This window comes from Streptomyces sp. NPDC018029, from assembly GCF_044327655.1.
Taxonomy (GTDB): Bacteria; Actinomycetota; Actinomycetes; order Streptomycetales; family Streptomycetaceae; genus Streptomyces.
Genome location: NZ_JBIRFV010000007.1, coordinates 50,790 through 72,342 on the forward strand (window position 1 = coordinate 50,790; position 21,553 = coordinate 72,342).

At 70.9% G+C, this 21,553-nt stretch carries 16 protein-coding genes; 12 read left to right on the forward strand and 4 right to left on the reverse strand.

Annotated elements, in window-relative coordinates; translation table 11 throughout:
- The first annotated feature begins 9 nt into the window (after positions 1-9).
- A complete protein-coding gene (locus tag ACH4D5_RS21890; RefSeq protein ID WP_398304996.1) occupies positions 10-735 on the forward strand; it encodes a class III extradiol dioxygenase subunit B-like domain-containing protein in 726 nt (241 codons plus the stop codon).
- Positions 736-947: 212 nt separating this feature from the next.
- On the opposite strand, the gene ACH4D5_RS21895 is transcribed toward ACH4D5_RS21890, so the two are convergent.
- Both ACH4D5_RS21895 and ACH4D5_RS21900 read right to left on the reverse strand, forming a co-directional pair.
- Positions 948-1,223 carry an antitoxin gene (locus tag ACH4D5_RS21895; protein WP_398304999.1) on the reverse strand — a complete coding sequence of 92 codons (276 nt, stop codon included), beginning with the start codon at positions 1,221-1,223 and terminating at the stop codon, positions 948-950.
- A 24-nt stretch (positions 1,224-1,247) separates the two neighbouring features.
- Positions 1,248-1,538 (reverse strand): hypothetical protein, encoded by a 291-nt coding sequence (locus ACH4D5_RS21900; RefSeq protein ID WP_398305002.1) that lies wholly within the window; start codon positions 1,536-1,538, stop codon positions 1,248-1,250.
- A 182-nt stretch (positions 1,539-1,720) separates the two neighbouring features.
- Here ACH4D5_RS21900 and miaA point away from each other — a divergent pair, with 182 nt between their 5' ends.
- From miaA to hflX, 6 genes are all read left to right on the forward strand, one after another.
- Positions 1,721-2,659: a tRNA (adenosine(37)-N6)-dimethylallyltransferase MiaA gene (gene miaA, locus ACH4D5_RS21905; protein WP_398305005.1), complete on the forward strand. Its 939-nt coding sequence runs from the start codon at positions 1,721-1,723 to the stop codon at positions 2,657-2,659.
- A 107-nt stretch (positions 2,660-2,766) separates the two neighbouring features.
- Entirely contained in the window at positions 2,767-3,228 is a 462-nt protein-coding gene (locus ACH4D5_RS21910; RefSeq protein ID WP_398306013.1) for a hypothetical protein, read from the forward strand.
- Positions 3,229-3,301: 73 nt separating this feature from the next.
- Positions 3,302-4,180, forward strand: coding sequence for a diaminopimelate epimerase (dapF, locus tag ACH4D5_RS21915; RefSeq protein WP_398305008.1), 879 nt, complete (start codon positions 3,302-3,304; stop codon positions 4,178-4,180).
- Positions 4,181-4,322: 142 nt separating this feature from the next.
- The gene (locus tag ACH4D5_RS21920) at positions 4,323-6,461 is read left to right on the forward strand and encodes a RelA/SpoT family protein (protein ID WP_398305011.1); all 2,139 of its coding nucleotides are present in this window, start codon (positions 4,323-4,325) and stop codon (positions 6,459-6,461) included.
- A 111-nt stretch (positions 6,462-6,572) separates the two neighbouring features.
- On the forward strand, positions 6,573-8,057 hold the full coding sequence (locus ACH4D5_RS21925; RefSeq protein WP_398305014.1) for a M1 family metallopeptidase: 1,485 nt from the start codon (positions 6,573-6,575) through the stop codon (positions 8,055-8,057).
- A gap of 194 nt (positions 8,058-8,251) precedes the next feature.
- Positions 8,252-9,742 (forward strand): GTPase HflX, encoded by a 1,491-nt coding sequence (gene hflX, locus ACH4D5_RS21930; protein ID WP_398305017.1) that lies wholly within the window; start codon positions 8,252-8,254, stop codon positions 9,740-9,742.
- Between the two features lie 90 nt (positions 9,743-9,832).
- On the opposite strand, the gene ACH4D5_RS21935 is transcribed toward hflX, so the two are convergent.
- Both ACH4D5_RS21935 and ACH4D5_RS21940 read right to left on the reverse strand, forming a co-directional pair.
- Positions 9,833-11,038 (reverse strand): trypsin-like serine peptidase, encoded by a 1,206-nt coding sequence (locus ACH4D5_RS21935; protein WP_398305020.1) that lies wholly within the window; start codon positions 11,036-11,038, stop codon positions 9,833-9,835.
- Between the two features lie 254 nt (positions 11,039-11,292).
- Positions 11,293-12,522 (reverse strand): trypsin-like serine peptidase, encoded by a 1,230-nt coding sequence (locus ACH4D5_RS21940; RefSeq protein ID WP_398305023.1) that lies wholly within the window; start codon positions 12,520-12,522, stop codon positions 11,293-11,295.
- Between the two features lie 326 nt (positions 12,523-12,848).
- Between ACH4D5_RS21940 and ACH4D5_RS21945 the strand changes: the two genes are divergently transcribed.
- From ACH4D5_RS21945 to ACH4D5_RS21965, 5 genes are all read left to right on the forward strand, one after another.
- Positions 12,849-14,507 carry a diaminobutyrate--2-oxoglutarate transaminase family protein gene (locus ACH4D5_RS21945; RefSeq protein ID WP_398305026.1) on the forward strand — a complete coding sequence of 553 codons (1,659 nt, stop codon included), beginning with the start codon at positions 12,849-12,851 and terminating at the stop codon, positions 14,505-14,507.
- A 99-nt stretch (positions 14,508-14,606) separates the two neighbouring features.
- Positions 14,607-16,595: an IucA/IucC family protein gene (locus ACH4D5_RS21950; protein WP_398305029.1), complete on the forward strand. Its 1,989-nt coding sequence runs from the start codon at positions 14,607-14,609 to the stop codon at positions 16,593-16,595.
- A 36-nt stretch (positions 16,596-16,631) separates the two neighbouring features.
- A complete protein-coding gene (locus ACH4D5_RS21955; protein WP_398305032.1) occupies positions 16,632-17,348 on the forward strand; it encodes a GNAT family N-acetyltransferase in 717 nt (238 codons plus the stop codon).
- Positions 17,349-17,406: 58 nt separating this feature from the next.
- Positions 17,407-19,425 (forward strand): IucA/IucC family protein, encoded by a 2,019-nt coding sequence (locus ACH4D5_RS21960; protein ID WP_398305035.1) that lies wholly within the window; start codon positions 17,407-17,409, stop codon positions 19,423-19,425.
- A gap of 40 nt (positions 19,426-19,465) precedes the next feature.
- Positions 19,466-21,436 (forward strand): ATP-dependent DNA helicase, encoded by a 1,971-nt coding sequence (locus tag ACH4D5_RS21965; RefSeq protein ID WP_398305038.1) that lies wholly within the window; start codon positions 19,466-19,468, stop codon positions 21,434-21,436.
- The last annotated feature ends 117 nt before the right edge of the window (positions 21,437-21,553 follow it).

Below are 21,553 nucleotides of genomic sequence, written 5' to 3' on the forward strand. Positions count from 1 at the left end.
CTGCGGATCATGCTTGTCGCCGCAGCCGTCTGCCCTTCTCCGCCGCTGCTCGTACCCGAGGTCGCCGCGGGCGCCGCTCCCGAACTGGACGCCGCGCGCGCGGCGTGCTCGGACGCCATCGGAGTGCTCGCCGCCGCGCGGCCCGGCCGGCTCCTCGTGGTCGGCCCGACCGGGCAGAGCGGGCGCGGGACGTATGCGCAGGGCGCGCGCGGGTCCTTCCGGGGGTTCGGGGTGGACGTCGACGTACGTCTCGGACCGGCGCCCCGGCAGACGCCGGACGAAGCCGGGCCGCGTGAGCTTCCTTCGTCGCTCGCCGTGGCCGCCTGGCTGCTCGAACGCACGTCGTGGTCGACCGCTCCGGTGGAAGGCCTCGGTGTGTGGGAACCACTTGCCGCCGAGCGGTGTATTCAACTCGGAGGGGAAATGGGGGCCCGGGCGGACCGGGTGGCACTGCTGGTGATGGGCGACGCGAGCGCATGCCGCACCCTGAAGGCGCCGGGGTACCTCGATGAGCGTGCGGCCGGTTTCGACGCGGAGGTGGGGCGTGCGCTGGGTGCGGCCGACATCGCGGCGCTGAAGGCGCTGGACGCGGGTCTCGCGGCGGAGCTGAAGGCGGCGGGCCGTGCGCCGTGGCAGGTGCTCGCCGGTGCGGCGGACGGGGCGGCGCTGAGTGGTGAGCTGCTCTATGAGGACGCGCCGTACGGCGTGGGGTACGTGGTGGCTGCCTGGTCGTAGCGGGGCTTCCGGGGGCGCTCCCAGGGGCGCGTCGCCGGAACCGGGTGCGCAGCGGGGCCCGGCATGCGCGCCGTAGCAGTCACGCACGGCGTCGCCATCGTCATGGCGTGCGGAGGCCTCAGGACGCACGCTGGCCTCAGGGCGTGCGGAGGCCTCAGGACGTGCGGAGGCGGCCGCGAAGCGGGTGCTCCGCGGCCGTCCGCCGCTGTGGTTCAGGAAGCCGGAGGGGGTGACGGAGGCGTCGGCGGGGTGGTGCCGCCGCCCGCGTCCCTGCCCTGGTCCGGCCCGGCGAGGCGGTCGACGGCGTCCTTGGCCTTTCCCGTACCCGTCCGGATCTTGTCGCTGTACTTGCCCTTGGTCTTCTCGTCGACCACCTTCGCGGCCTTGTCCAGGCCCTGGTCGATCTTGTCCCCGTGCTGCTGCGCGAGGTGCGAGACCTTGTCCTTCGCAGGGGCGAGCTTGTCTTTCAGTCGGTCCAGGAAGCCCATGGGTCCACCTTCCCTCGCCGGGAGCTACTTGCGGGCGCTCTCACCGGCCTCGTTGTCGGCGGCCTTCTCCGCGGACTGCTGCTTCGGGATGTCCACGCCGTCCGCGTCGGCCCCGTCGGCGGCGGCGTCGGACTTGTCCTCGGCAACGCCCTCGGCGTCCTTGTCGGCCTCGGCAGCGGGCTTCGCGTCGGCTTCGGCCTCGGAGGGCTCCGCGGCCGCCTCCGGCTCAGCCGACACCGTTCCGGCAGCCGCCTCGGCCGTCGAGGCCTCTTCGCCGTCCTTGGCCTTCCGACGGAACCGTGCAAAAACGCCCATATCTACTCCATACGTTACTCGTGTGGGCGAAATCCCGCCCCGCCCGGTGCGTCTCATTGCGTCGCCCGGGTGATCGGTCCTCGAAACCGGCGGCCGGAACCTCGCAACAGGCAACGACCTCGGAGCCGTGCCGTCACGTCGCTCGTTCGGGAAGGAGGCCCGGCGTTTGCGAGACTGGGGCGGTGAGTAGTGCAGCTCCCGCCCCGCGGGTCATCGCCGTCGTCGGTCCGACCGCGGCCGGAAAGTCCGATCTGGGCGTTTTCCTCGCCCAGCGTCTCGGCGGCGAAATCGTCAACGCCGACTCGATGCAGCTCTACCGAGGGATGGATATCGGTACCGCCAAGCTGACGCCCGACGAGCGCGGCGGTGTGCCCCACCACCTCCTCGACATCTGGGACGTCACCGAGGCGGCCAGTGTCGCCGAGTACCAGAAGCTGGCCCGTGCCGAGATCGACCGTCTCCTCGCCGAAGGGCGCTGGCCGATCCTCGTCGGCGGCTCCGGCCTCTATGTCAGGGGGGCGGTGGACCACCTGGAGTTCCCCGGCACCGACCCCGCCGTGCGGGCCCGCCTGGAGGAGGAGCTCACGCTGCGCGGCTCCGGAGCGCTGCACGCCCGCCTCGCCGCCGCCGACCCCGAGGCGGCCCGGGCGATCCTGCCCAGCAACGGCCGCCGGATCGTCCGCGCCCTGGAGGTCATCGAGATCACGGGCAAGCCCTTCACCGCCAACCTCCCCGGCCACGACTCCGTGTACGACACCGTCCAGATCGGCGTCGACGTGGCACGCCCCGAGCTCGACGAACGCATCGCCACGCGCGTGGACCGCATGTGGGACCGGGGTCTGGTCGACGAGGTGCGCGCGCTGGAGACCGAGGGGCTGCGGGAGGGGCGTACGGCGTCCCGCGCGCTCGGTTACCAGCAGGTGCTCGCGGCGCTCGCGGGAGAGTGCACGGAGGACGAGGCGCGCGCCGAAACGGTCCGCGCCACCAAGCGCTTCGCGCGCCGCCAGGACTCGTGGTTCCGCCGCGACCCGCGGGTCCATTGGCTCAGTGGGGCGGTGGCCGACCGCGAGGAACTCCCGGCACGCGCACTGGCGTTGGTCGAACGACCGGTCACAGCCTGATCACGTGATGGCATCGGGACGCTCCGGCGGTCATCCCGGCACCTGACGCCGTGCCATCATCGACCATCGATCGACCGGTGAAGTCCGAAGTGGGAGGGCGCGTGGCGATGGAGGCCGGCCCTCGTGACACCGCACATGACGGCGGGGAGCAGTTGAGTCCCGACGGTCCCGACGAGACCCGGGACAGCGTGACGGACGACGGCCCCGACCCGGACGAGATGTCCCAGGAACCCGAGGTCGAGGTCGAGCTGCGCCCGCAGCCCCGGCTGCGCGTCTGGCAGCTCGCACCCATCGTGATCCTGGCCGCGGTCGGCTCCCTGATGTTCGCGTTCCCGCTCGCCTTCGAGTTCGGCGACGGCGGCGCCGTCGTCGCCATGCTCGGGCTGCTGCTCAGCTGCTGCGCCGCCGGCTGGGGCATGATGGCCGCCCGTCGCGTGGGGCACACCTGGCCCGGGCTGCCCGAGCGCGGCTCCGGACGCCGCCCGGACTGGCGGGTCGTCTCCGGGTACGCCCTGCTGTTCCTCGGCGCCGTGGTCCTCGCCGTGTGGCGGGTGGCCAGACTCCGCTGAGGTCGCTCCCTGTGGGGCCCACCCGTACCGCACCGCGTGACCGGGTGTCGTACCCACCCCGTACGATCGAGGAATGAGCACGCGGATCGCCTTCCTCAAGGGGCACGGGACCGAGAACGACTTCGTGATCATCCCCGACCCCGACAACACCGTCGACCTGCCCCCGACCGCAGTGGCCGCCCTCTGCGACCGCCGCGCGGGCATCGGCGGGGACGGCCTCCTGCACGTCGTGCGCTCCGCCGCCCACCCCGAGGCGCGCCACCTGGCGGACCGCGCCGAGTGGTTCATGGACTACCGCAACGGCGACGGGTCCATCGCCGAGATGTGCGGCAATGGAGTGCGCGTCTTCGCCCGGTACCTGCAGCACGCGGGGTATGTCGGCGAGGGTGATCTCGCGGTGGCCACCCGCGGCGGCGTGAAGACCGTGCACATCGCCAAGGCCGAGTCCGGCGGCGACATCACCGTCGGGATGGGCAAGGCGCTGCTCCCCGAAGGGGACGTCACCGTCTCCGCCGGCGACCACCGCTGGCCCGCCCTCAACGTGAACATGGGCAACCCGCACGCGGTCGCCTTCATCGACGACCTCTCCGAAGCGGGCAACCTCTACGACCCGCCGCCCCTCAGCCCCGCCTCCGCCTACCCGGACGGGGCGAACGTGGAATTCGTCGTCCCCCGCGGCCCGCGCCACGTCGCCATGCGGGTGCACGAGCGCGGCGCGGGCGAGACCCGCTCCTGCGGCACGGGCGCCTGCGCCGTGGCGGTCGCCGCGGCTCGCAAGGACGGCCTGGACCCTGCCGTGACCGGCGCCCCGGTCACGTACACCGTCGACCTGCCCGGCGGGCGCCTGGTGATCACCGAGCGGCCCGACGGCGAGATCGAGATGACGGGCGGCGCCGTGATCCTCGCCGAGGGCGAGATCATGCCCGAATGGATCGAAACGGCAACCTCATGAAGTGTCGCTCGAATGGGTGATCCGTTTCACGCTCGGCGAGAGGCGGTCAGCACCGCGTGATGGGCTCGGTAGCATCAAGCACCGGCCCGGACGGAGTACGCCACCGTCCGATCACCGCCGGTCGAAGCAGCCGGAGGTGCTCATGAGTGCGGAGGCCACGAATCCGGCCACGCCCGGCCCCGTCGCGTCAGGGGTCCAGCGCAGGCGCGGCCGCGCCCGTCTCGACCTGCGCAGGCTGGGTCGCGCCGCCCTCCTCGGATCCGGCACCCGGGACCGTCTCCCCGACGCGATCGGCCATGTGGCGGAGGCCCACCGCGCCCACTACCCGGACGCGGACCTGGAGCCCCTCCGCCGCGCCTACGTCCTCGCCGAGTCCTCGCACCGCGGCCAGACCCGCAAGAGCGGCGAGCCGTACATCACCCACCCGCTCGCGGTGACCCTGATCCTCGCCCAGCTCGGCGCGGAGATCACGACCCTGACCGCCTCCCTGCTCCACGACACGGTCGAGGACACGGACGTGACGCTCGACCAGGTGCGCGCCGAGTTCGGCGACGACGTCTGCTATCTGGTCGACGGCGTCACGAAGCTGGAAAAGGTCGACTACGGAGCGGCGGCGGAGCCCGAGACGTTCCGCAAGATGCTCGTCGCCACCGGCAACGACGTACGCGTCATGTCGATCAAGCTCGCCGACCGGCTGCACAACATGCGCACCCTCGGTGTCATGCGCCCCGAGAAACAGGCCCGCATCGCCAAGGTCACCCGGGACGTGCTCATCCCGCTCGCCGAGCGCCTCGGTGTGCAGGCACTCAAGACGGAACTGGAGGACCTCGTCTTCGCGATCCTCCATCCGGAGGAGTGCGCGCAGGTCAAGGCCATGATTGCCGCAAATGAGGCGAGCGCGGACGACCCCCTCGGGGACATCGCGGGCGAGGTGCGCGGCGTGCTGCGCGACGCGGGCATCACGGCCGAAGTACTCATCAGGCCCCGGCACTCCGTCTCCGTGCACCGCGTGCACCGCAAGCGCGGCGAACTGCGCGCCTCCGACTTCGGCCGTCTCCTCGTCCTCGTGAACGAGGACGCCGACTGCTACGGAGTCCTGGGAGAGCTGCACACCTGCTTCACACCGGTCGTCTCGGAGTTCAAGGACTACATCGCCGTACCGAAGTTCAACCTCTACCAATCACTGCACACCGCCGTGACCCGGGCCGACGGAGAGGTCGCCGAAGTCCTCATCCGCACCCATCAGATGCACCAGGTCGCCGAAGCGGGCGTCGTCGCCCTCCGCAATCCCTACGCTCCTCCTTCGGAGGAGCCGTCCGACGGCGCCGACGACGAGCGCGTGGACCCGACCAGGCCCGGCTGGCTCTCCCGGCTCCTCGACTGGCAGCAGGCCGCCCCCGACCCCGACACGTTCTGGTCGACGCTGCGCGAGGACCTCGCCCAGGACCGCGAGATCGCCGTCTTCCGGCCCGACGGCGGCACGCTCGGCCTGCCCGCGGGCGCCAGCTGTGTGGACGCCGCGTACGCCCAGTACGGCGAGGACGCGCACGCCTGCATCGGCGCCCGGGTCAACGGCCGTCTGGCGACGCTCAGCACCGTCCTGCGGGACGGCGACACCGTGCAGCTGCTCATGGGCCAGGACCTCACCTCCGGGCCGTCACGCGAGTGGCTGGACCACGCGCGCACGCCCGCCGCACGGATCGCCATCAGGCGCTGGCTCACCACGCACCCGGCGCCCGCGCCCACCCCCTCGGTGCAGCGGCCGCCCCAGCAGGCCCCGGCCCCCGTGCCCAAGCCGGAGCCGGCCGGAGTCCTGCGGCCGGCCGCCGCGAACGCCGTCGTGGACCGCGAGGGCGCCAGCGTGCGCCTCGCCGGCTGTTGTACGCCGGTGCCGCCCGACGACATCACCGCCTTCGCCGTCCGCGGGGGAGTCGTGACCGTCCACCGCACCGGCTGTCCCGGAGTGGAGCGCATGAAGGAAGCGGGGCGTGCGGAGGTCGGCGTGCGCTGGGGAGACACCGCCGAGTGCCGCGTCACCCTGATCGCCGAATCGTTCGGCCGGGCGCACCTGCTCGCCGACCTCACCGAAGCGATCGCCCTCGAAGGAGTGGCGATCATCTCGGCCACCGTGGAGCCGCCGACCCAACAGCGCGTGCGCCACACGTACACCCTGCAACTCCCCGACGCCGCCCACCTGCCAGGGCTGATGCGCGCGATGCGCGCGGTCCCCGGGGTGTACGACGTGAGCCGCGCCCAGCATCCGGCGGCCGCCGCTCACTGAAGAGCCCGCCCTCGCGGTGCCCTGGTCGGAGGGGCGCACCGGGCGACCCGTTCGAGTGGCTCGGCGCGCGCCGTCACGTGCTGACAAGACGCGCGCTGATAGCGGTGGTTCATGCTGCTCACCCCTCGGACCACGGCCTCTCGGCCGAAGGCCCTCCGTACCCCCCGCATCGCCGCCGCCCTGATCGCCGCGGCCGCGTCCACCGCGCTCCTCGCGGCCGGCGCACCGTCACCGGCCACCCCGCTCGGCATCGGCGACCGGCTCTTCCCGCACCTGGGCAACCCCGGATACGACGTCGAGACGTACGACATCGCCTTCACCTATCACGGTGACAACCGCAAGCCACTGGACGCCGTCACCAAGATCTACGCCCGCGCGACCGACTACCTGGAGCGCGTGAACCTCGACTTCGCGCACGGCACAGTGCGCTCCGTCGAGATGAACGGCGAGCGCGCACGCTTCGAAAGCAGCGGCGAGGACCTGGTCGTGACGCCGACCGCGTCGGTCGGGCGCGGCGACCGGATGCTGATCACCGTCCGGCACACCAGTGACCCGGTGCCCTCGAAGGACACCGAGGGCGGCTGGCTGCGCACCGGCGACGGACTGGCCATGGCCAACCAGGCGGACGCCGCGCACCGGGTCTTCCCCTGCAACGACCATCCCGCGGACAAGGCGGAATTCACCTTCCGGATCACCGCGCCCAAGGGGCTCACCGCCGTCGCCAACGGCCTCCCGGCCGGCACGACCCGGAACGGCGCCGCCACCACCTGGGCGTACCGCTCCCACCACCCCATGGCGACCGAGCTGGCCCAGGTGTCGATCGGGCGTTCCACCGTGGTGCACCGGGAGGGGCCGCATGGCCTTCCGGTACGCGACGTGGTGCCCACCAAGGACCGCAAGGTCCTGGAGCGCTGGCTGAAGAAGACGCCCGGCCAGATCGGCTGGATGGAGCAGAAGGTCGGCCGCTACCCCTTCGAGGTGTACGGGATCCTGGTCGCCGACGCGAGGACCGGCTTCGAACTCGAGACGCAGACACTCTCTCTCTTCGAGAGAGACATCTTCACCCGCCCCGAGTACCCGGAGTGGTACGTCGACGCGATCATGGTGCACGAGCTGGCACACCAGTGGTTTGGCGACAGTGTCAGCCCGAAGTCGTGGTCGGACCTCTGGCTCAACGAAGGCCACGCCACCTGGTACGAGGCTCTCTTCGCCGAGGAGAAGGCGGATCGGCCGCTGGCCGACCGGATGCGGAACGCCTACCGCCATTCGGACCGGTGGCGCGCGGCCGGCGGGCCCCCGGCCAGGCCGAAGGCGCCCGCGCCCGGACAGAAGATCAGCATCTTCCGTCCCGTCGTCTACGACGGCAGTGCCCTGGTGCTCTACGCCCTGCGGCAGGAGATCGGCCACGAGGCCTTCGACCGTCTGGAGCGGGAGTGGGTCCGCATTCACCACGACGGCAACGCCGAGACCGCCGACTTCGTGCGGCTCGCGTCCCAGGTGGCCGGGCGTGATCTCGGCGGATTCTTCGACGGCTGGCTCTACGGCGAGAAGACGCCGCCGATGCCGGGGCATCCGGAGTGGAAAACCGGGAAATAACCCGGATGACGAGACGGGCCGTGCCGTGCAACCATCATCGGGTCGACGGCACGCCCGTCAGGGACATCCCCTCGGGGACATCTCAGGGCACCATCGGCCGGTTCCGGGAATCTCCGGACCACGCCGGGCGTTGTCGACTGTGACGGATCCCGCATCCGTCGCCTTTCCCATCGACGAATCGACGTAAGGACCAAATGACCTCCTCTTCTTCCCCTTCCCAGGACGCACAGAGCTTCGCGCAGAACTACCCCGAAGGTCTTCGGGCCGATGCCCTGATGGAAGAGGACGTCGCCTGGAGCCACGAGATCGACGGAGAGCGGGACGGCGAACAGCTCGACCGCTCCGAGCGCGCGGCTCTGCGCCGCGTCGCGGGCCTCTCCACCGAGCTCGAGGACGTCACCGAAGTCGAGTACCGACAGCTCCGCCTGGAGCGAGTGGTGCTCGTCGGAGTGTGGACTTCGGGAACGGTCCAGGATGCGGAGAACTCCCTCGCCGAGCTGGCCGCCCTCGCCGAGACGGCGGGCGCGCTCGTGCTCGACGGCGTCGTCCAGCGCCGCGACAAGCCCGACCCCGCGACGTACATCGGCTCCGGCAAGGCCCTGGAGCTGCGCGACATCGTGCTCGAGACCGGAGCCGACACCGTCGTCTGCGACGGTGAGCTGAGCCCCGGCCAGCTGATCCACCTCGAAGACGTCGTCAAGGTCAAGGTGGTCGACAGGACCGCCCTGATCCTCGACATCTTCGCCCAGCACGCCAAGTCCCGAGAGGGCAAGGCGCAGGTCGCCCTCGCGCAGATGCAGTACATGCTGCCGAGGCTCCGGGGCTGGGGTCAGTCGCTCTCCCGTCAGATGGGTGGCGGCGGCGGTGGCGGCATGGCCACCCGTGGACCCGGTGAGACCAAGATCGAGACGGACCGGCGACGGATCCGCGAGAAGATGGCGAAGATGCGCCGGGAGATCGCGGAGATGAAGACGGGCCGCGACATCAAGCGGCAGGAGCGCCGGCGCAACAAGGTGCCTTCGGTAGCGATCGCCGGCTATACGAACGCGGGCAAGTCCTCGCTGCTCAACCGCCTCACCGGCGCGGGCGTACTGGTGGAGAACGCGCTGTTCGCCACCCTCGACCCCACCGTGCGCCGGGCCGAGACGCCGAGCGGCCGGGTCTACACCCTGGCGGACACCGTCGGGTTCGTGCGGCATCTGCCGCACCACCTCGTGGAGGCCTTCCGCTCCACGATGGAGGAGGTCGGCGACTCGGACCTCATCCTGCACGTGGTGGACGGTTCGCATCCGGTGCCCGAGGAGCAGCTCGCCGCGGTGCGCGAGGTGATCCGCGACGTGGGGGCCACCGACGTGCCCGAGATCGTGGTGATCAACAAGGCGGACGCGGCGGACCCCCTGGTCCTCCAGCGCCTGCTGCGCAACGAGAAGCACGCGATCGCGGTCTCCGCGCGGTCCGGTGCCGGAATCGAGGAGCTGCTCGCGCTCATCGACACCGAGCTGCCACGGCCCGAGGTCGACATCGAGGCCCTCGTTCCGTACACCCACGGCCAGCTCGTCTCGCGGGCGCACGCCGAGGGCGAGGTGCTCTCCGAGGAGCACACCGGCGAGGGCACGCTGCTCAAGGCGCAGGTGCACGAGGAGCTGGCCGCGGAGCTCGCTCCGTATGTGCTCGCCGCGCACTGAGCCGAGCCGCCTGACCCGGTAGCGCACGTGGCGAAGGCCCGCCCCCTTTCGTAGGGGGCGGGCCTTCGCCGTGTCAGGTGTGCCGTGCGGCTACTGAGCGCCGTACTTCTTGCTCATCATGTCGTAGACCTGCTCGGCGCCCCTGCCGAGCTGGGGGCCGGCCAGCCAGGTGTTCTCGGCCGGGCCGATCGAGGTGTTCGACACGAGCTTCGTCTTGCCGTCCACCATCCGGAACCAGCCGCCCCCGGACGAACCGCCGGTCATGGTGCAGCCGATGCGGTACATCGTCGGCAGGGACGGCGACAGCGAGAGCCGACCCGGCTTGTCCACGCACTTGTGCATGTTCAGGCCGTTGTACGGCGGGGCGGCCGGGTAGCCCCAGGCGCCCATCGAGCTCACGCTCTGCGCGGCCGGGGTCGAGAAGTCGACGTCGAGCGCGTTGCCGACGGTCTCCTCCAGGGACTTGCCGCCCTGCTCCGGCTTCACGTGCATGACGGCGTAGTCGTACGTCGCACCAGCGCCACCCGTCGGACCGCCGTCGTTCATCCACTCGCTCGAGGTCGAGACCCAGTCCGCCCAGTACTGGCCGTAGGGGGCGATTTCCTGCGGGGCCGCGTTGCGCAGCTGGGCCTCGGACTTGCCCAGGTCGTTGTAGGACGGCACGAAGGCGATGTTGCGGTACCAGCCGCCGTTCTGGCCGGCGTGCACGCAGTGGCCCGCGGTCCACACGAGGTTGGACTTGCCGGGGTTGCGCGGGTCCTTCACGACCGTGCCGGAGCAGACCATCGACCCCTCGGGGGAGTCGAAGAAGATCTTGCCGACCGGGGCGGCGTGCTTGTGGTACGGCGTCTTCTCGGGCTTGGCCTGGACCGGAGTCGGCTCCGGATCGGTCGCGCCTTGGCCGGCGGACGCGTCCTTCGCGGCGATCGTCTTGTTCGGGTCCTTGGCCTTCCGCATCCGCTCGGGCTTCCAGAGCCCTTCGATGACCGGGTTGGCGAAGTCCTTGGCCTCGCGCACCCAGTCGTCCTTGTCCCAGTTCTTCCAGGCGCCGTTCTTCCAGTCGTCCAGGTCGATCCCGTTGTCCTTCAGCTTGTCGGCGAGGCCGTCGGGAAGCTTGGTGTCGGAACCGGAGCCGTCGGCTCCCTGGGACGTGGTGGTGTCCGGCTTGTCGCTCGCCTTGTCGTCGCTCGGGCCACAGCCCGTGGCGGTGAGCGCCAAGGTCGCCGCGAGCCCGGTGGCGGCGAGCGCGACCCGCCGTCCACGGCTGCGCGCGAACGGCGCACGAGTGGAACGCATGGTGCTGGTACCCCCGTTGAAACGTGTGATTGCCATGTACGTGTCATGCGTCGGCGCAGGGCTCCGTGGCACCCGCTGTGACGCGACACCTCACTATGCCTGTGAGGTTGGGGACGAACGGCGGCGGGGTCGTGAAGGTTTTCGGCGCCCCGCCGCCGTGCTTCTCCAGCGGACTTCTCCGCTGGGCTTGTCTTCCGGCCTTGTCTCCCGGGGCCGCTGCGGGCTTGTCTCCCCGGCCTGCCCCAGAGGCGTGTCTACTGGTCGGCGAACTTCTTGCTGACCGCGCTGTAGATGCCCTTGGCCTCCTTGCCGAGGCGCGGACCGGCCAGCCAGCCCGCCGTCACCGGACCGATGGAGGTGTTCGACACCAGAGCGGGCTTGCCGTCCTGGCCCTCGGCGACCCAGCCACCACCGGACGAACCGCCCGTCATGGTGCAGCCGACGCGGTACATCGTCGGGTCGGGCTTGCTCAACGAGAGCCGGCCCGGCTTGTCCGCGCACTGGAACAGCTTCTGGCCGTCGTACGGCCGCGCCGCCGGGTAGCCGGTCGCCGTCATGGTGTCGATCTGGGGCACCGCCGGGGCGTCGAAGTCCACCGGAAGCGCGGAACCGACCGTCTCCTCGAGCGACTTGCCCTCACTGCCCTTCTCCGGCTTCACGTGGATGACCGCGAAGTCGTACGGCGCACCCTTGCCGCCCGTCGGACCGCCCTGCTCGATCCACTGGTCGGAAGTCTGCGCCCAGTCGCCCCACCACACGCCGTACGGAGCGACCTCTTCCTTCGGAGCGTTCTGCAGCTCCTCGGCCGACTTGCCGCTGTTGTTGTACGAGGGGACGAAGATCATGTTGCGGTACCAGCCGCCCTCGGCGCCCGCGTGCACGCAGTGACCCGCGGTCCACACCATGTTGGACTTGCCCGGGTGGGCCGGGTCCTTCACGACGGTCGCGGAACAGACCATCGAACCCTTGGGGCCGTCGAAGAAGAGCTTGCCGGACTCGGCCGCCCGGTCGTGGTACGGCGCGCTCACGGCGGCCGCCTGCACGGGCTTGGGCGTCGGGTCGGTCACGCCCTGGTCACCGGAGATGTCGCTGTCGTCGACGCTCCGGTCGGGGTTCTTGTCGGCGTCCCGCATCCGGTCCGGGTCCCAGAGGTCCTCGATGATCGGGTTGACGAAGTCGCCGGCCTCGCGCAGCCAGTCGTCCTTGTTCCAGTTCTTCCAGGCGCCGTTCTTCCACTCGTCCAGATCGATCCCGTTGTCCTTGAGCTTGTCCTTCCAGGCGTCCGGGATCTGGATCTTGTCGTCACCGTTGCTGTCGCCGGGCTGTGCCGAGGGCGAGTCGCCGCCGGCGTTGTCCTCGGTGGGACCGCAGGCCGTGGCGGTCAGAACGAGCGCCGCGCCGAGCGCCACAGCCGCCACGGGGGCGGTCCTGGTGCGCGCGCTCCTCCTATTGCGAACGGTGAAGAGCGGACGTATGGGTCGCATCGTGAGAATCCCCCTGGGCCTCGAAATTGTTTCAAAGTGCTGGACATCCGGGTGTGGAACACCCGTCGCCACCGGTGCGGCACCCCTTGGCCATGCTTGCGTTGGGTTTGCTCTGATTTGCTCGGGGGAGCGGTGCACCTGTCGCTGATGAACGGCCCCCACACTATGCCGGTGCCGTTGGGGACGGCCGACGGAAGGGCAACGGTTCCGTCACGGCAAGGATCTTCGGGTTGCCCGTGATCCCCCGGCGTTTTCGTCGTTGGTACGTACGGGGGAGTCGCGGCCTGCGTTCATCCCCCTGCCAACTCGCCCGCGCAGCCGCCCACATGAGCTCCCCGAGCCGCATCGGACGGACGCGCTCGTCCGCAGCGGGAGGACCAACAGTCGTGGCCGTGACCGAGCCTGCGCCCGCGGCAGTGTCCGCAGGGAACTCCGTAACGCAGTCCGTGGCGCAGTCCGTGGGGCAATCCACCGCGCAATCCGCAGCCCAGGAAGGGATCCTGCGCCGCCAGTCGGCGCGCGAGTCTGCGGCGCGCACCTACGCGCGTGCCCTGCCGATCGTGCCGGTGCGGGCCCGCGGCCTGACGATCGAGGGCGCGGACGGGCGACGCTACCTCGACTGTCTCTCGGGCGCCGGAACCCTGGCCCTCGGCCACAACCACCCCGTGGTGCTTGAGGCGATCCGGAAGGTCCTTGACTCCGGGGCGCCGCTGCACGTCCTCGACCTGGCCACACCGGTCAAGGACGCCTTCACCACCGAGCTGTTCCACACGCTGCCGCGAGGCCTCGCCGAGCGCGCGCGGATCCAGTTCTGCGGCCCCGCGGGGACGGACGCGGTGGAGGCGGCGCTGAAACTCGTCCGCGCCGCCACCGGCCGCAGCCACCTGCTCGCGTTCACCGGCGCCTACCACGGGATGACGGCCGGGGCGCTCGAAGCATCCGGCGGCGCATCCGATGTACGGGTCGCGCGCCTGCCCTATCCGCAGGAGTACCGCTGCCCGTTCGGCCTGGGCGGCGCGCGCGGCGCCGAGCTCTCCGCCCGGTGGACCGAGAACCTCCTGGACGACCCCAAATCAGGCGTGACCACACCCGCCGGCATGATCCTCGAACCGGTCCAGGGCGAGGGCGGAGTCCTCCCCGCTCCCGACGCCTGGCTCCGCCGGATGCGCGAGATCACCGCCGCGCGTGACATCCCCCTCATCGCGGACGAGGTACAGACGGGCGTCGGCCGCACCGGAGCCTTCTGGGCCGTCGAGCACAGTGGCGTCGTCCCGGACGTGATGGTGCTCTCCAAGGCGATCGGCGGCAGCCTTCCCCTCGCCGTCGTGGTCTACCGGGACGACCTCGACGTCTGGCCGCCCGGCGCACACGCCGGCACCTTCCGCGGCAACCAGCTCGCCATGGCAGCGGGCGCGGCGACCCTCGCCTACGTCCGCGAGAACGGCCTCGCCGAACGCGCCGCCACCCTCGGCGCCCGCATGCTCGCCCAACTACGCTCCCTGGCCGCCCAGCACCCCTGCATCGGCGAGGTCCGCGGCCGGGGGCTGATGATCGGCGTGGAACTGGTGGACCCGGCTGCGGAGCCAGGGGCGCCGGATTCGATGGCCGGACCGAAGGTGAGGCCGGAGTCGGGAATGATCCCGTCACCCACCACGCCCACCACGCCCGCCACGCAAGGGCACCCAGAGACTCCGTCAGCGGTCACCCGGGCCGGAGCCGCGCCCACCCCGCCAGCCGCCACCCGGCTCAGCCCACCCCCGGACGACCCCTTCGCCGCCTCGCAGCCCCGCCCGCCGGCCCCCGAGCTGGCCGCGGCCGTGCAGCGCGAGTGCCTGCGCCGTGGCCTCATCGTCGAAATCGGCGGCCGCCACTCCAGCGTCGTACGACTCCTGCCTCCCCTTACCCTCACCGACGAACAGGCGACCGCGGTCCTCGACCGCCTCGCCGACGCGCTGGCCACCGCGGCGCGTGCCCACCACGCATAGCCAAGACGGACCCGGGCCGCTCCGGCTGACACGAGCCGCCGAGCGCGTACCCGTCCCGTTGCCACACGGAGCCCCGAACAACCTCACAAGGAAGCCCTCTTGAACGCCACCCCCGCATCCGAAGGCCGCCCCCAACCCCACGCCCCGGGTGCGTGCGGCGCACACACCTCACTGGTGGCGGAGTCCAACACGGTCCCCCGGCAGAAGGGTGGCGGCCAGGACGCCGAACGCCTGCGCGGGACGTCCACCGACCTGTTGGAGCACCCCGACCCGCACGTCGCCGCACAGACCGCGGCCGTCGAGAACCTCCTGCGCTGCTGGGTCAGGGAGAACAACATCCCCGCTCCGGACCGCGGTGTCCTGCGCATCCCTCTCCAGGCCAGCGGAACGGCCCTGCTCGTCCCCGTGCACTACTGGTCGGCCACCGGCTGGCACCGCTTCAGCCTCCCCTATCTCGAGGACGGCCCTGCGAGCGCCCCACCCGTGGACGCCGTCACCGTCGCTGCCCTCCTCGGCCGCGAGACGGCCCGCCGCGCCACGGATCCGCCACCGGACGATGCGACCGAAACGACTGCACCGAACGAATCAGCCTTGACTGAAGCGGCCGAGCCGGGCGAGCCGACTGACCCGGGCGACGGTGCCGACCTGGTCGGCCGGGTCGCCGACTCGGTCCGGCGCACGACCGCGTTCATCGCCTACCGCCGCAACAGGCCCGACGACGAGCCCGACCTCTTCCTCGCCGCCGAACAGTCCCTGCTCCTCGGCCACCCCCTGCATCCGACCCCCAAGAGCCGCGAGGGCCTGTCCGACACCGAATCCCGCCTGTACTCCCCGGAGTTGCGCGGCGCCTTCCCGCTGCACTGGCTGGCCGTCGACCGCTCCGTACTCGCTTCCGACTCGGCCTGGACCGAACGCGGCCGCGCCGTCCCCGCCGACCGACTCACCGCCCGCCTCGCAGGTCCGGACCTGCCGCTCCGCGACGATCGCGTCGCCCTGCCCGTGCATCCCTGGCAGATCCGCGAGCTCCGGCACCGCCCCGCGCCCGCCGCGCTCCTCGACGCCGGACTGCTCCAGGACCTCGGCCCTCATGGCGCCCCGTGGCACCCCACCTCCTCCGTACGCACCCTGTACCGCTCCGGCGCGGCCGCCATGCTGAAGCTCTCGCTCGGCCTGCGCATCACCAACTCCCGTCGCGAGAACCTCCGCAAGGAACTGCACCGCGGCGTCGAGGTCCACCGGCTGCTGCGCAGCGGTCTCGGCGAAGAGTGGCAGTCGGTCCACCCCTGCTTCGACGTGGTGCGCGACCCGGCATGGCTCGCCGTCACCGGTCCCGACGGCACGCCGGTCCTCGGGCTCGACGTCATGATCCGACACAACCCCTTCCGTCCCGGTGACGACGCCACCTGCATCGCCGGCTTGGTCTCACCGAGGCCCACACCGCTGCCTGCCTGCCAGGAACCTCGTGCGATGCGCTCCCGGCTCGCCGAGACCGTCACCCGGCTCGCCGGACGAACGGGCCGGTCCCGGGGGGCCGTTGCCACCGAGTGGTTCCTGCGCTACCTCGAAGCCGTTGTGCGCCCTGTGCTGTGGCTCGACAGTGAAGCGGGCGTCGCCCTGGAGGCGCACCAGCAGAACACCCTCCTCCTGCTCGACCCCGACGGGTGGCCCGTGGGCGGCCGCTATCGGGACAACCAGGGCTACTACTTCCGCGAGTCCCGCCGCGCCGAACTCGAACGACGCCTTCCCGGCATCGGCCAGGACAGCGACACCTTCGTCTCCGACGAGGTGACGGACGAGCGGTTCGCCTACTACCTCGGCATCAACAACGTGTTCGGCCTCATCGGAGCCCTCGGCGCCGAACGGCTCGCGGACGAGCGGCTCCTGCTCGCCGCCTTCCGCCGCTTCCTCGGCGATGTCGCGACAGGGCCCGACAGGCTGCGCAGCTCTCTGCCCACGACCCTGCTCGACTCACCCGTGCTGCGGTGCAAGGCCAACCTGCTGACCCGGTTGCACGGCCTCGACGAGCTCGTCGGCCCCGTCGACACCCAATCCGTCTACGTCACCATTCCCAACCCCCTTCATTCCTGAGGGATATGCCCCACCTCTGCTGACAGGAGCGACGACGTGCCTCCCACCGATGCGAGCACCGATGCCGGGACCGAATCCGCCGCTGCCGGCGCCGACTGCACGGACACTCTCGACCTGCGCCTGCCCGAGGAGCTCGTCGCCCTGCTGGCCGAGGGCGATGGGCATGGGGCCGCGGTGGAGGACGATCTCCTGGACGGCGTCGGAGGGTGGGGCCCTGTCACCACTGCCGCCGGTGTCTTCCAACTCGTACCTGTACGTCTCGAACGCGACCTCCCGCTGATCAGCCGATGGATGAACGACCCCGCCGTGGCGGCCTTCTGGGAACTGGCGGGGCCCGAAGCCGTCACCGAGGCCCACCTGCGCCGACAGCTCGACGGGGACGGGCGCAGCGTCCCCTGCCTCGGCGTGCTCGAGGGCATGCCGATGAGCTACTGGGAGATCTACCGGGCAGACCTCGACCCCCTGGCCCGTCACTACCCCTCGCGTCCGCACGACACAGGGATCCACCTCCTCGTCGGCAGAGTCGCCAACCGCGGCCGAGGCCTCGGCACCTCGCTGCTCAGAGCCGTCGCTGACCTGGTGCTCGACTGTCGCCCCGCATGCGCACGCGTCGTAGCTGAACCCGACCTGCGCAACACCCCCTCCGTCTCCGCATTCCTGAGCGCCGGCTTCCGCTACTTCGCCGAAGTGGAACTGCCCGACAAACGCGCGGCCCTCGTGGTCCGTGATCGGGCCCTGCGCGCCGTGCTCTGACCCGATCACTCTTAGTACACCGCTCGCCCCGATCCGGTTCCCTCCCCGAGGAGTCCCCGTGCCGAATCCGTCCCCCAGTCCGATTCCCAGCCCCTCCGCCGAGCTGTACGACCCACCCGAGCTGACCCAGGACAGGTGGCGCGAGGCCGGGCGCCGCCTCCTGGCCAAGATGATCGGAGAATTCGCGTACGAGGAGATCATCCGGCCCGTACCCGTACACACAGCCATTCCCGTACACGCGCCCATGCCCGTATCCACACCCGCACCTGCATCCGCAGCGGACGGGAAGGTCGGCACCTACCGGCTCCACCTCGAACCGGCCGAGCCGGAGGAGCCCACCGCGTCGGTGGGGGAGCAGGGCGGGGCAGCCACGCCGACGGGGGAGCAGGACGGGGCAGCCACGTCCACAGGTGAGCCGAGCGGGACGGCCAAGGTGGCCCGGCGGCAGGGCGCCTGCCTCACTTTCCGCGCGCGCCGCGGCTCGTACGGCAGTTGGCATGTGGACCCGGCCGGCCTGACCCTCACCGAGGGCGACGGGCCGGCTGTCTCCTTCAGCGACCCCCTGCGGTTCCTCGTCATGGCCCGCAGGACCCTGGGCCTGGACGGTGCCACACTCGGACACCTGATCCGCGAGCTCACCGTCACGCTGAGCGCCGACACCCGCATAGATCACACGGCGCTCAGCGCCGCCCGACTGGCCGACCTCGGCTACGCGGAACTCGAGGGGCACCAGACCGGCCATCCCTGGCTCGTCCTCAACAAGGGACGCATCGGGTTCTCCGCCTGCGACACCGATCGATGGGCGCCCGAGGCCCGCCGCTCCACGACGCTCCCGTGGATCGCCGTCCACACCAGTCTCGCCGTGTACAACGGAGTCACGGGGCTGGAGACCGCGCAAAGCCTCTATGCCCGCGAGCTCTCCGCCGCCACCCGCACGTCCTTCGCGGACTTACTCCGCGCACGCGGACTCAATCCGCAGGAGTACCTCTACCTCCCCGTGCACCCCTGGCAGTGGGACGAGATCGTGCTGCCGCTCTTCGCTCCGTCCATCGCCGCGGATGCCATCGTCCCGCTCTGCAGTGACGGTGACCTACGCCTGCCTCAGCAGTCCATCCGTACGTTCCTCAACGCTTCCCGCCCCGACCGGCACACCGTGAAGCTTCCGCTGTCGGTCCTCAACACGCTCGTGTGGCGAGGTCTCCCCACAGGCCGCACGGTCGCCGCGCCCGCCGTCACGGCTTGGATGCACGCGCTGCGTGACGCGGACCCCTTTCTGCGCGACGAATGCGGAGTCATCCTTCTGGGCGAAGTCGCGTCGGTGGCCGTCGAGCACCCTCTGTACGACGAGTTGGCGGAAGTGCCCTACCAGTACAGGGAATTGCTCGGCGCCATCTGGCGTGAGCCGGTCAGCCGGTACCTCGCACCGGGGGAACGCGCCCGTACGCTCGCCTCGCTCACGCACACCGACCCCGACGGCCGTGCGTTCGTCGCGGAGCTCGTGGAGCGCTCAGGGCTGACTCCCAGGGTATGGCTGAAGCGGCTCTTCGCCGCTCTGCTGCCTCCCCTGCTGCACTTCTTGTATCGCTACGGCACAGTGTTCTCCCCTCACGGGGAGAACACCATCGTCGTCTTCGACGACAAGGACGTCCCTGTCCGGCTGGCGGTGAAGGACTTCGTGGACGACGTCAATGTGAGCGCCGTGCCACTTCCCGAGCAGGATTCGATGCCGGACGACGTCCGCGACGTACTCCTCACCGAGCCCCCCGGCTTCCTCACCCAGTTCATCCACTCGGGTCTCTTCGTAGGCGTCTTCCGGTATCTCGCGCCCCTCTGCGAGGAGCAACTCGGCGTTCCGGAGCACGACTTCTGGTCCTGTGTGCGTGCGGAGATCCTCCGGCATCAGGCACGCGCCCCGGAGCTGAAGGAGCGGTACGAGATGTTCGACCTGCTCACACCCCGTATCGAGCGGCTCTGCCTGAACCGGAACCGGCTCCATCTCGACGGTTACCGCGACCGGCCCCAGCGCCCGCACGCCGCCGTGCACGGAACCGTGCCCAACCCTCTCCACCAGCCTTGATCGCCGGATTGTCAGTGGGGCACCGTAGGGTGGTCGCGCTATGACGAAGCCCTCCCTCCCCGAGCTCCTGCACGCCGCCGTCACCGCTGTCGGCGGCACGGAACGCCCTGGCCAGGTGTCCATGGCCGAGACCGTCGCCGAGGCGATCGACGACGGCTCACACCTGCTGGTCCAGGCCGGCACCGGCACGGGTAAATCCCTCGGCTATCTGGTGCCGGCCCTGGCCCACGGTGAGCGCGTGGTGATCGCGACGGCCACCCTCGCCCTGCAGCGTCAGCTCGTGGAGCGAGACCTGCCGCGCACGGTGGACGCGCTGCATCCACTGCTCCGCCGCCGCCCTCAGTTCGCGATGCTCAAGGGCCGCTCGAACTACCTGTGCCTGCACCGTCTCCATGAGGGCATGCCACAGGACGAGGAGGAGGGGCTTTTCGATCAGTTCGAGGCGGCCGCTCCCACCAGCAAGCTGGGCCAAGACCTCCTGCGCATGCGGGACTGGGCGGACGAGACCGAGACCGGCGACCGCGACGATCTGACCCCCGGGGTGTCCGACCGTGCCTGGTCCCAGGTCTCCGTCTCCTCCCGGGAGTGCCTGGGCGCTTCGAAGTGCGCCTATGGGGCGGAGTGCTTCGCCGAGGCGGCCCGCGAGCGCGCCAAGCTCTCCGACGTCGTCGTCACGAACCACGCGCTGCTCGCCATCGACGCCATCGAAGGCGCACCCGTGCTGCCCCAGCACGAGGTGCTGATCGTGGACGAGGCCCATGAGCTGGTCTCCCGCGTCACCGGCGTGGCCACGGGCGAGCTCACCCCGGGGCAGGTCAACCGCGCCGTGCGGCGTGCGGCGAAGCTCGTCAACGAAAAGGTGGCGGACCAGCTCCAGACGGCGTCGGAAGGCTTCGAGCGCCTGATGGAGCTGGCTCTGCCGGGTCGCCTGGAAGAGATTCCGGAGGACCTCGGATATGCGCTGATGGCCCTGCGGGACGCCGCCCGGGGGGTGATCACGGCGCTCGGTTCGACCCGCGACAAGTCGGTTCAGGACGAGGACGCGGTCCGCAAGCAGGCGCTCGCCTCCGTGGAGTCGATCCACGACGTGGCGGAGCGCATTACGAACGGCTCCGAGTACGACGTCGTCTGGTACGAGCGCCACGAACGCTTCGGCGCCTCACTGCGTGTGGCCCCCATGTCCGTGTCGGGCCTCCTGCGGGAGAAGCTCTTCGCCGACCGCTCGGTGGTCCTCACCTCCGCCACGCTCAAGCTGGGCGGCGATTTCAACGGCGTGGGGGCCTCGCTCGGCCTGGCACCCGAGGGCACCGAATCCGAGGACGCCCCGGTCTGGAAGGGCCTCGACGTCGGCTCCCCCTTCGACTACGGCAAGCAGGGCATCCTGTACGTCGCCAAGCACCTGGCCCGGCCAGGGCGTGAAGGCACCCGGAGCGACATGCTCGATGAGCTGGCCGAACTGATCGAGGCGGCCGGTGGCCGCACGCTCGGCCTGTTCTCCTCGATGCGGGCCGCTCAGGGCGCGGCGGAGGAACTGCGGGAGCGACTGGACATGCCGATCCTCCTCCAGGGTGAGGAGACTCTGGGTGAGCTGATCAAGGGCTTCGCGGCGGACGCGAAGACGTGCCTCTTCGGGACCCTCTCGCTCTGGCAGGGCGTCGACGTGCCCGGTCCCAGCTGCCAGCTGGTGATCATGGACAAGATTCCGTTCCCGCGCCCCGACGATCCGCTGATGAGCGCCCGCCAGAAGGCGGTCGACGAGGCCGGCGGCAATGGCTTCATGGCGGTCGCGGCCACCCATGCGGCACTACTGATGGCGCAGGGTGCGGGACGTCTCGTACGGGCGTCCGGCGACCGCGGGGTGGTCGCCGTCCTGGACCCCCGGCTGGCCACCGCGCGCTACGGCAGCTACCTGCGGGCTTCGCTGCCCGACTTCTGGTACACGACGGACCGTAATCAGGTACGGCGCTCTCTGGCCGCGATCGACGCTGCGGCGAAGGCGGACGGGGCGTAGCGGGGCAGGGCCGTGGCCGCGAGGGCGCTGTGGCCGCCGGGCTGCGGCCACTCAGGCGGCTGCGTCCGCCGAGGCTCGCCCGCTCTGTGGGTGTCCGGCTCCAGACGCAGCAGGGCC

Excerpts from the sequence above, each read along its gene's own strand:
- ACH4D5_RS21925 (WP_398305014.1), top strand. The coding sequence starts at position 6,573 with ATGCTGCTCACCCCTCGGACCACGGCCTCTCGGCCGAAGGCCCTCCGT.
- dapF (WP_398305008.1), top strand. The coding sequence starts at position 3,302 with ATGAGCACGCGGATCGCCTTCCTCAAGGGGCACGGGACCGAGAACGAC.
- ACH4D5_RS21920 (WP_398305011.1), top strand. The coding sequence starts at position 4,323 with ATGAGTGCGGAGGCCACGAATCCGGCCACGCCCGGCCCCGTCGCGTCA.
- ACH4D5_RS21940 (WP_398305023.1), bottom strand. The coding sequence starts at position 12,522 with ATGCGACCCATACGTCCGCTCTTCACCGTTCGCAATAGGAGGAGCGCG.
- ACH4D5_RS21910 (WP_398306013.1), top strand. The coding sequence starts at position 2,767 with ATGGAGGCCGGCCCTCGTGACACCGCACATGACGGCGGGGAGCAGTTG.
- ACH4D5_RS21945 (WP_398305026.1), top strand. The coding sequence starts at position 12,849 with ATGAGCTCCCCGAGCCGCATCGGACGGACGCGCTCGTCCGCAGCGGGA.
- ACH4D5_RS21895 (WP_398304999.1), bottom strand. The coding sequence starts at position 1,223 with ATGGGCTTCCTGGACCGACTGAAAGACAAGCTCGCCCCTGCGAAGGAC.
- hflX (WP_398305017.1), top strand. The coding sequence starts at position 8,252 with ATGACCTCCTCTTCTTCCCCTTCCCAGGACGCACAGAGCTTCGCGCAG.
- ACH4D5_RS21890 (WP_398304996.1), top strand. The coding sequence starts at position 10 with ATGCTTGTCGCCGCAGCCGTCTGCCCTTCTCCGCCGCTGCTCGTACCC.
- ACH4D5_RS21900 (WP_398305002.1), bottom strand. The coding sequence starts at position 1,538 with ATGGGCGTTTTTGCACGGTTCCGTCGGAAGGCCAAGGACGGCGAAGAG.
- ACH4D5_RS21965 (WP_398305038.1), top strand. The coding sequence starts at position 19,466 with ATGACGAAGCCCTCCCTCCCCGAGCTCCTGCACGCCGCCGTCACCGCT.
- ACH4D5_RS21935 (WP_398305020.1), bottom strand. The coding sequence starts at position 11,038 with ATGCGTTCCACTCGTGCGCCGTTCGCGCGCAGCCGTGGACGGCGGGTC.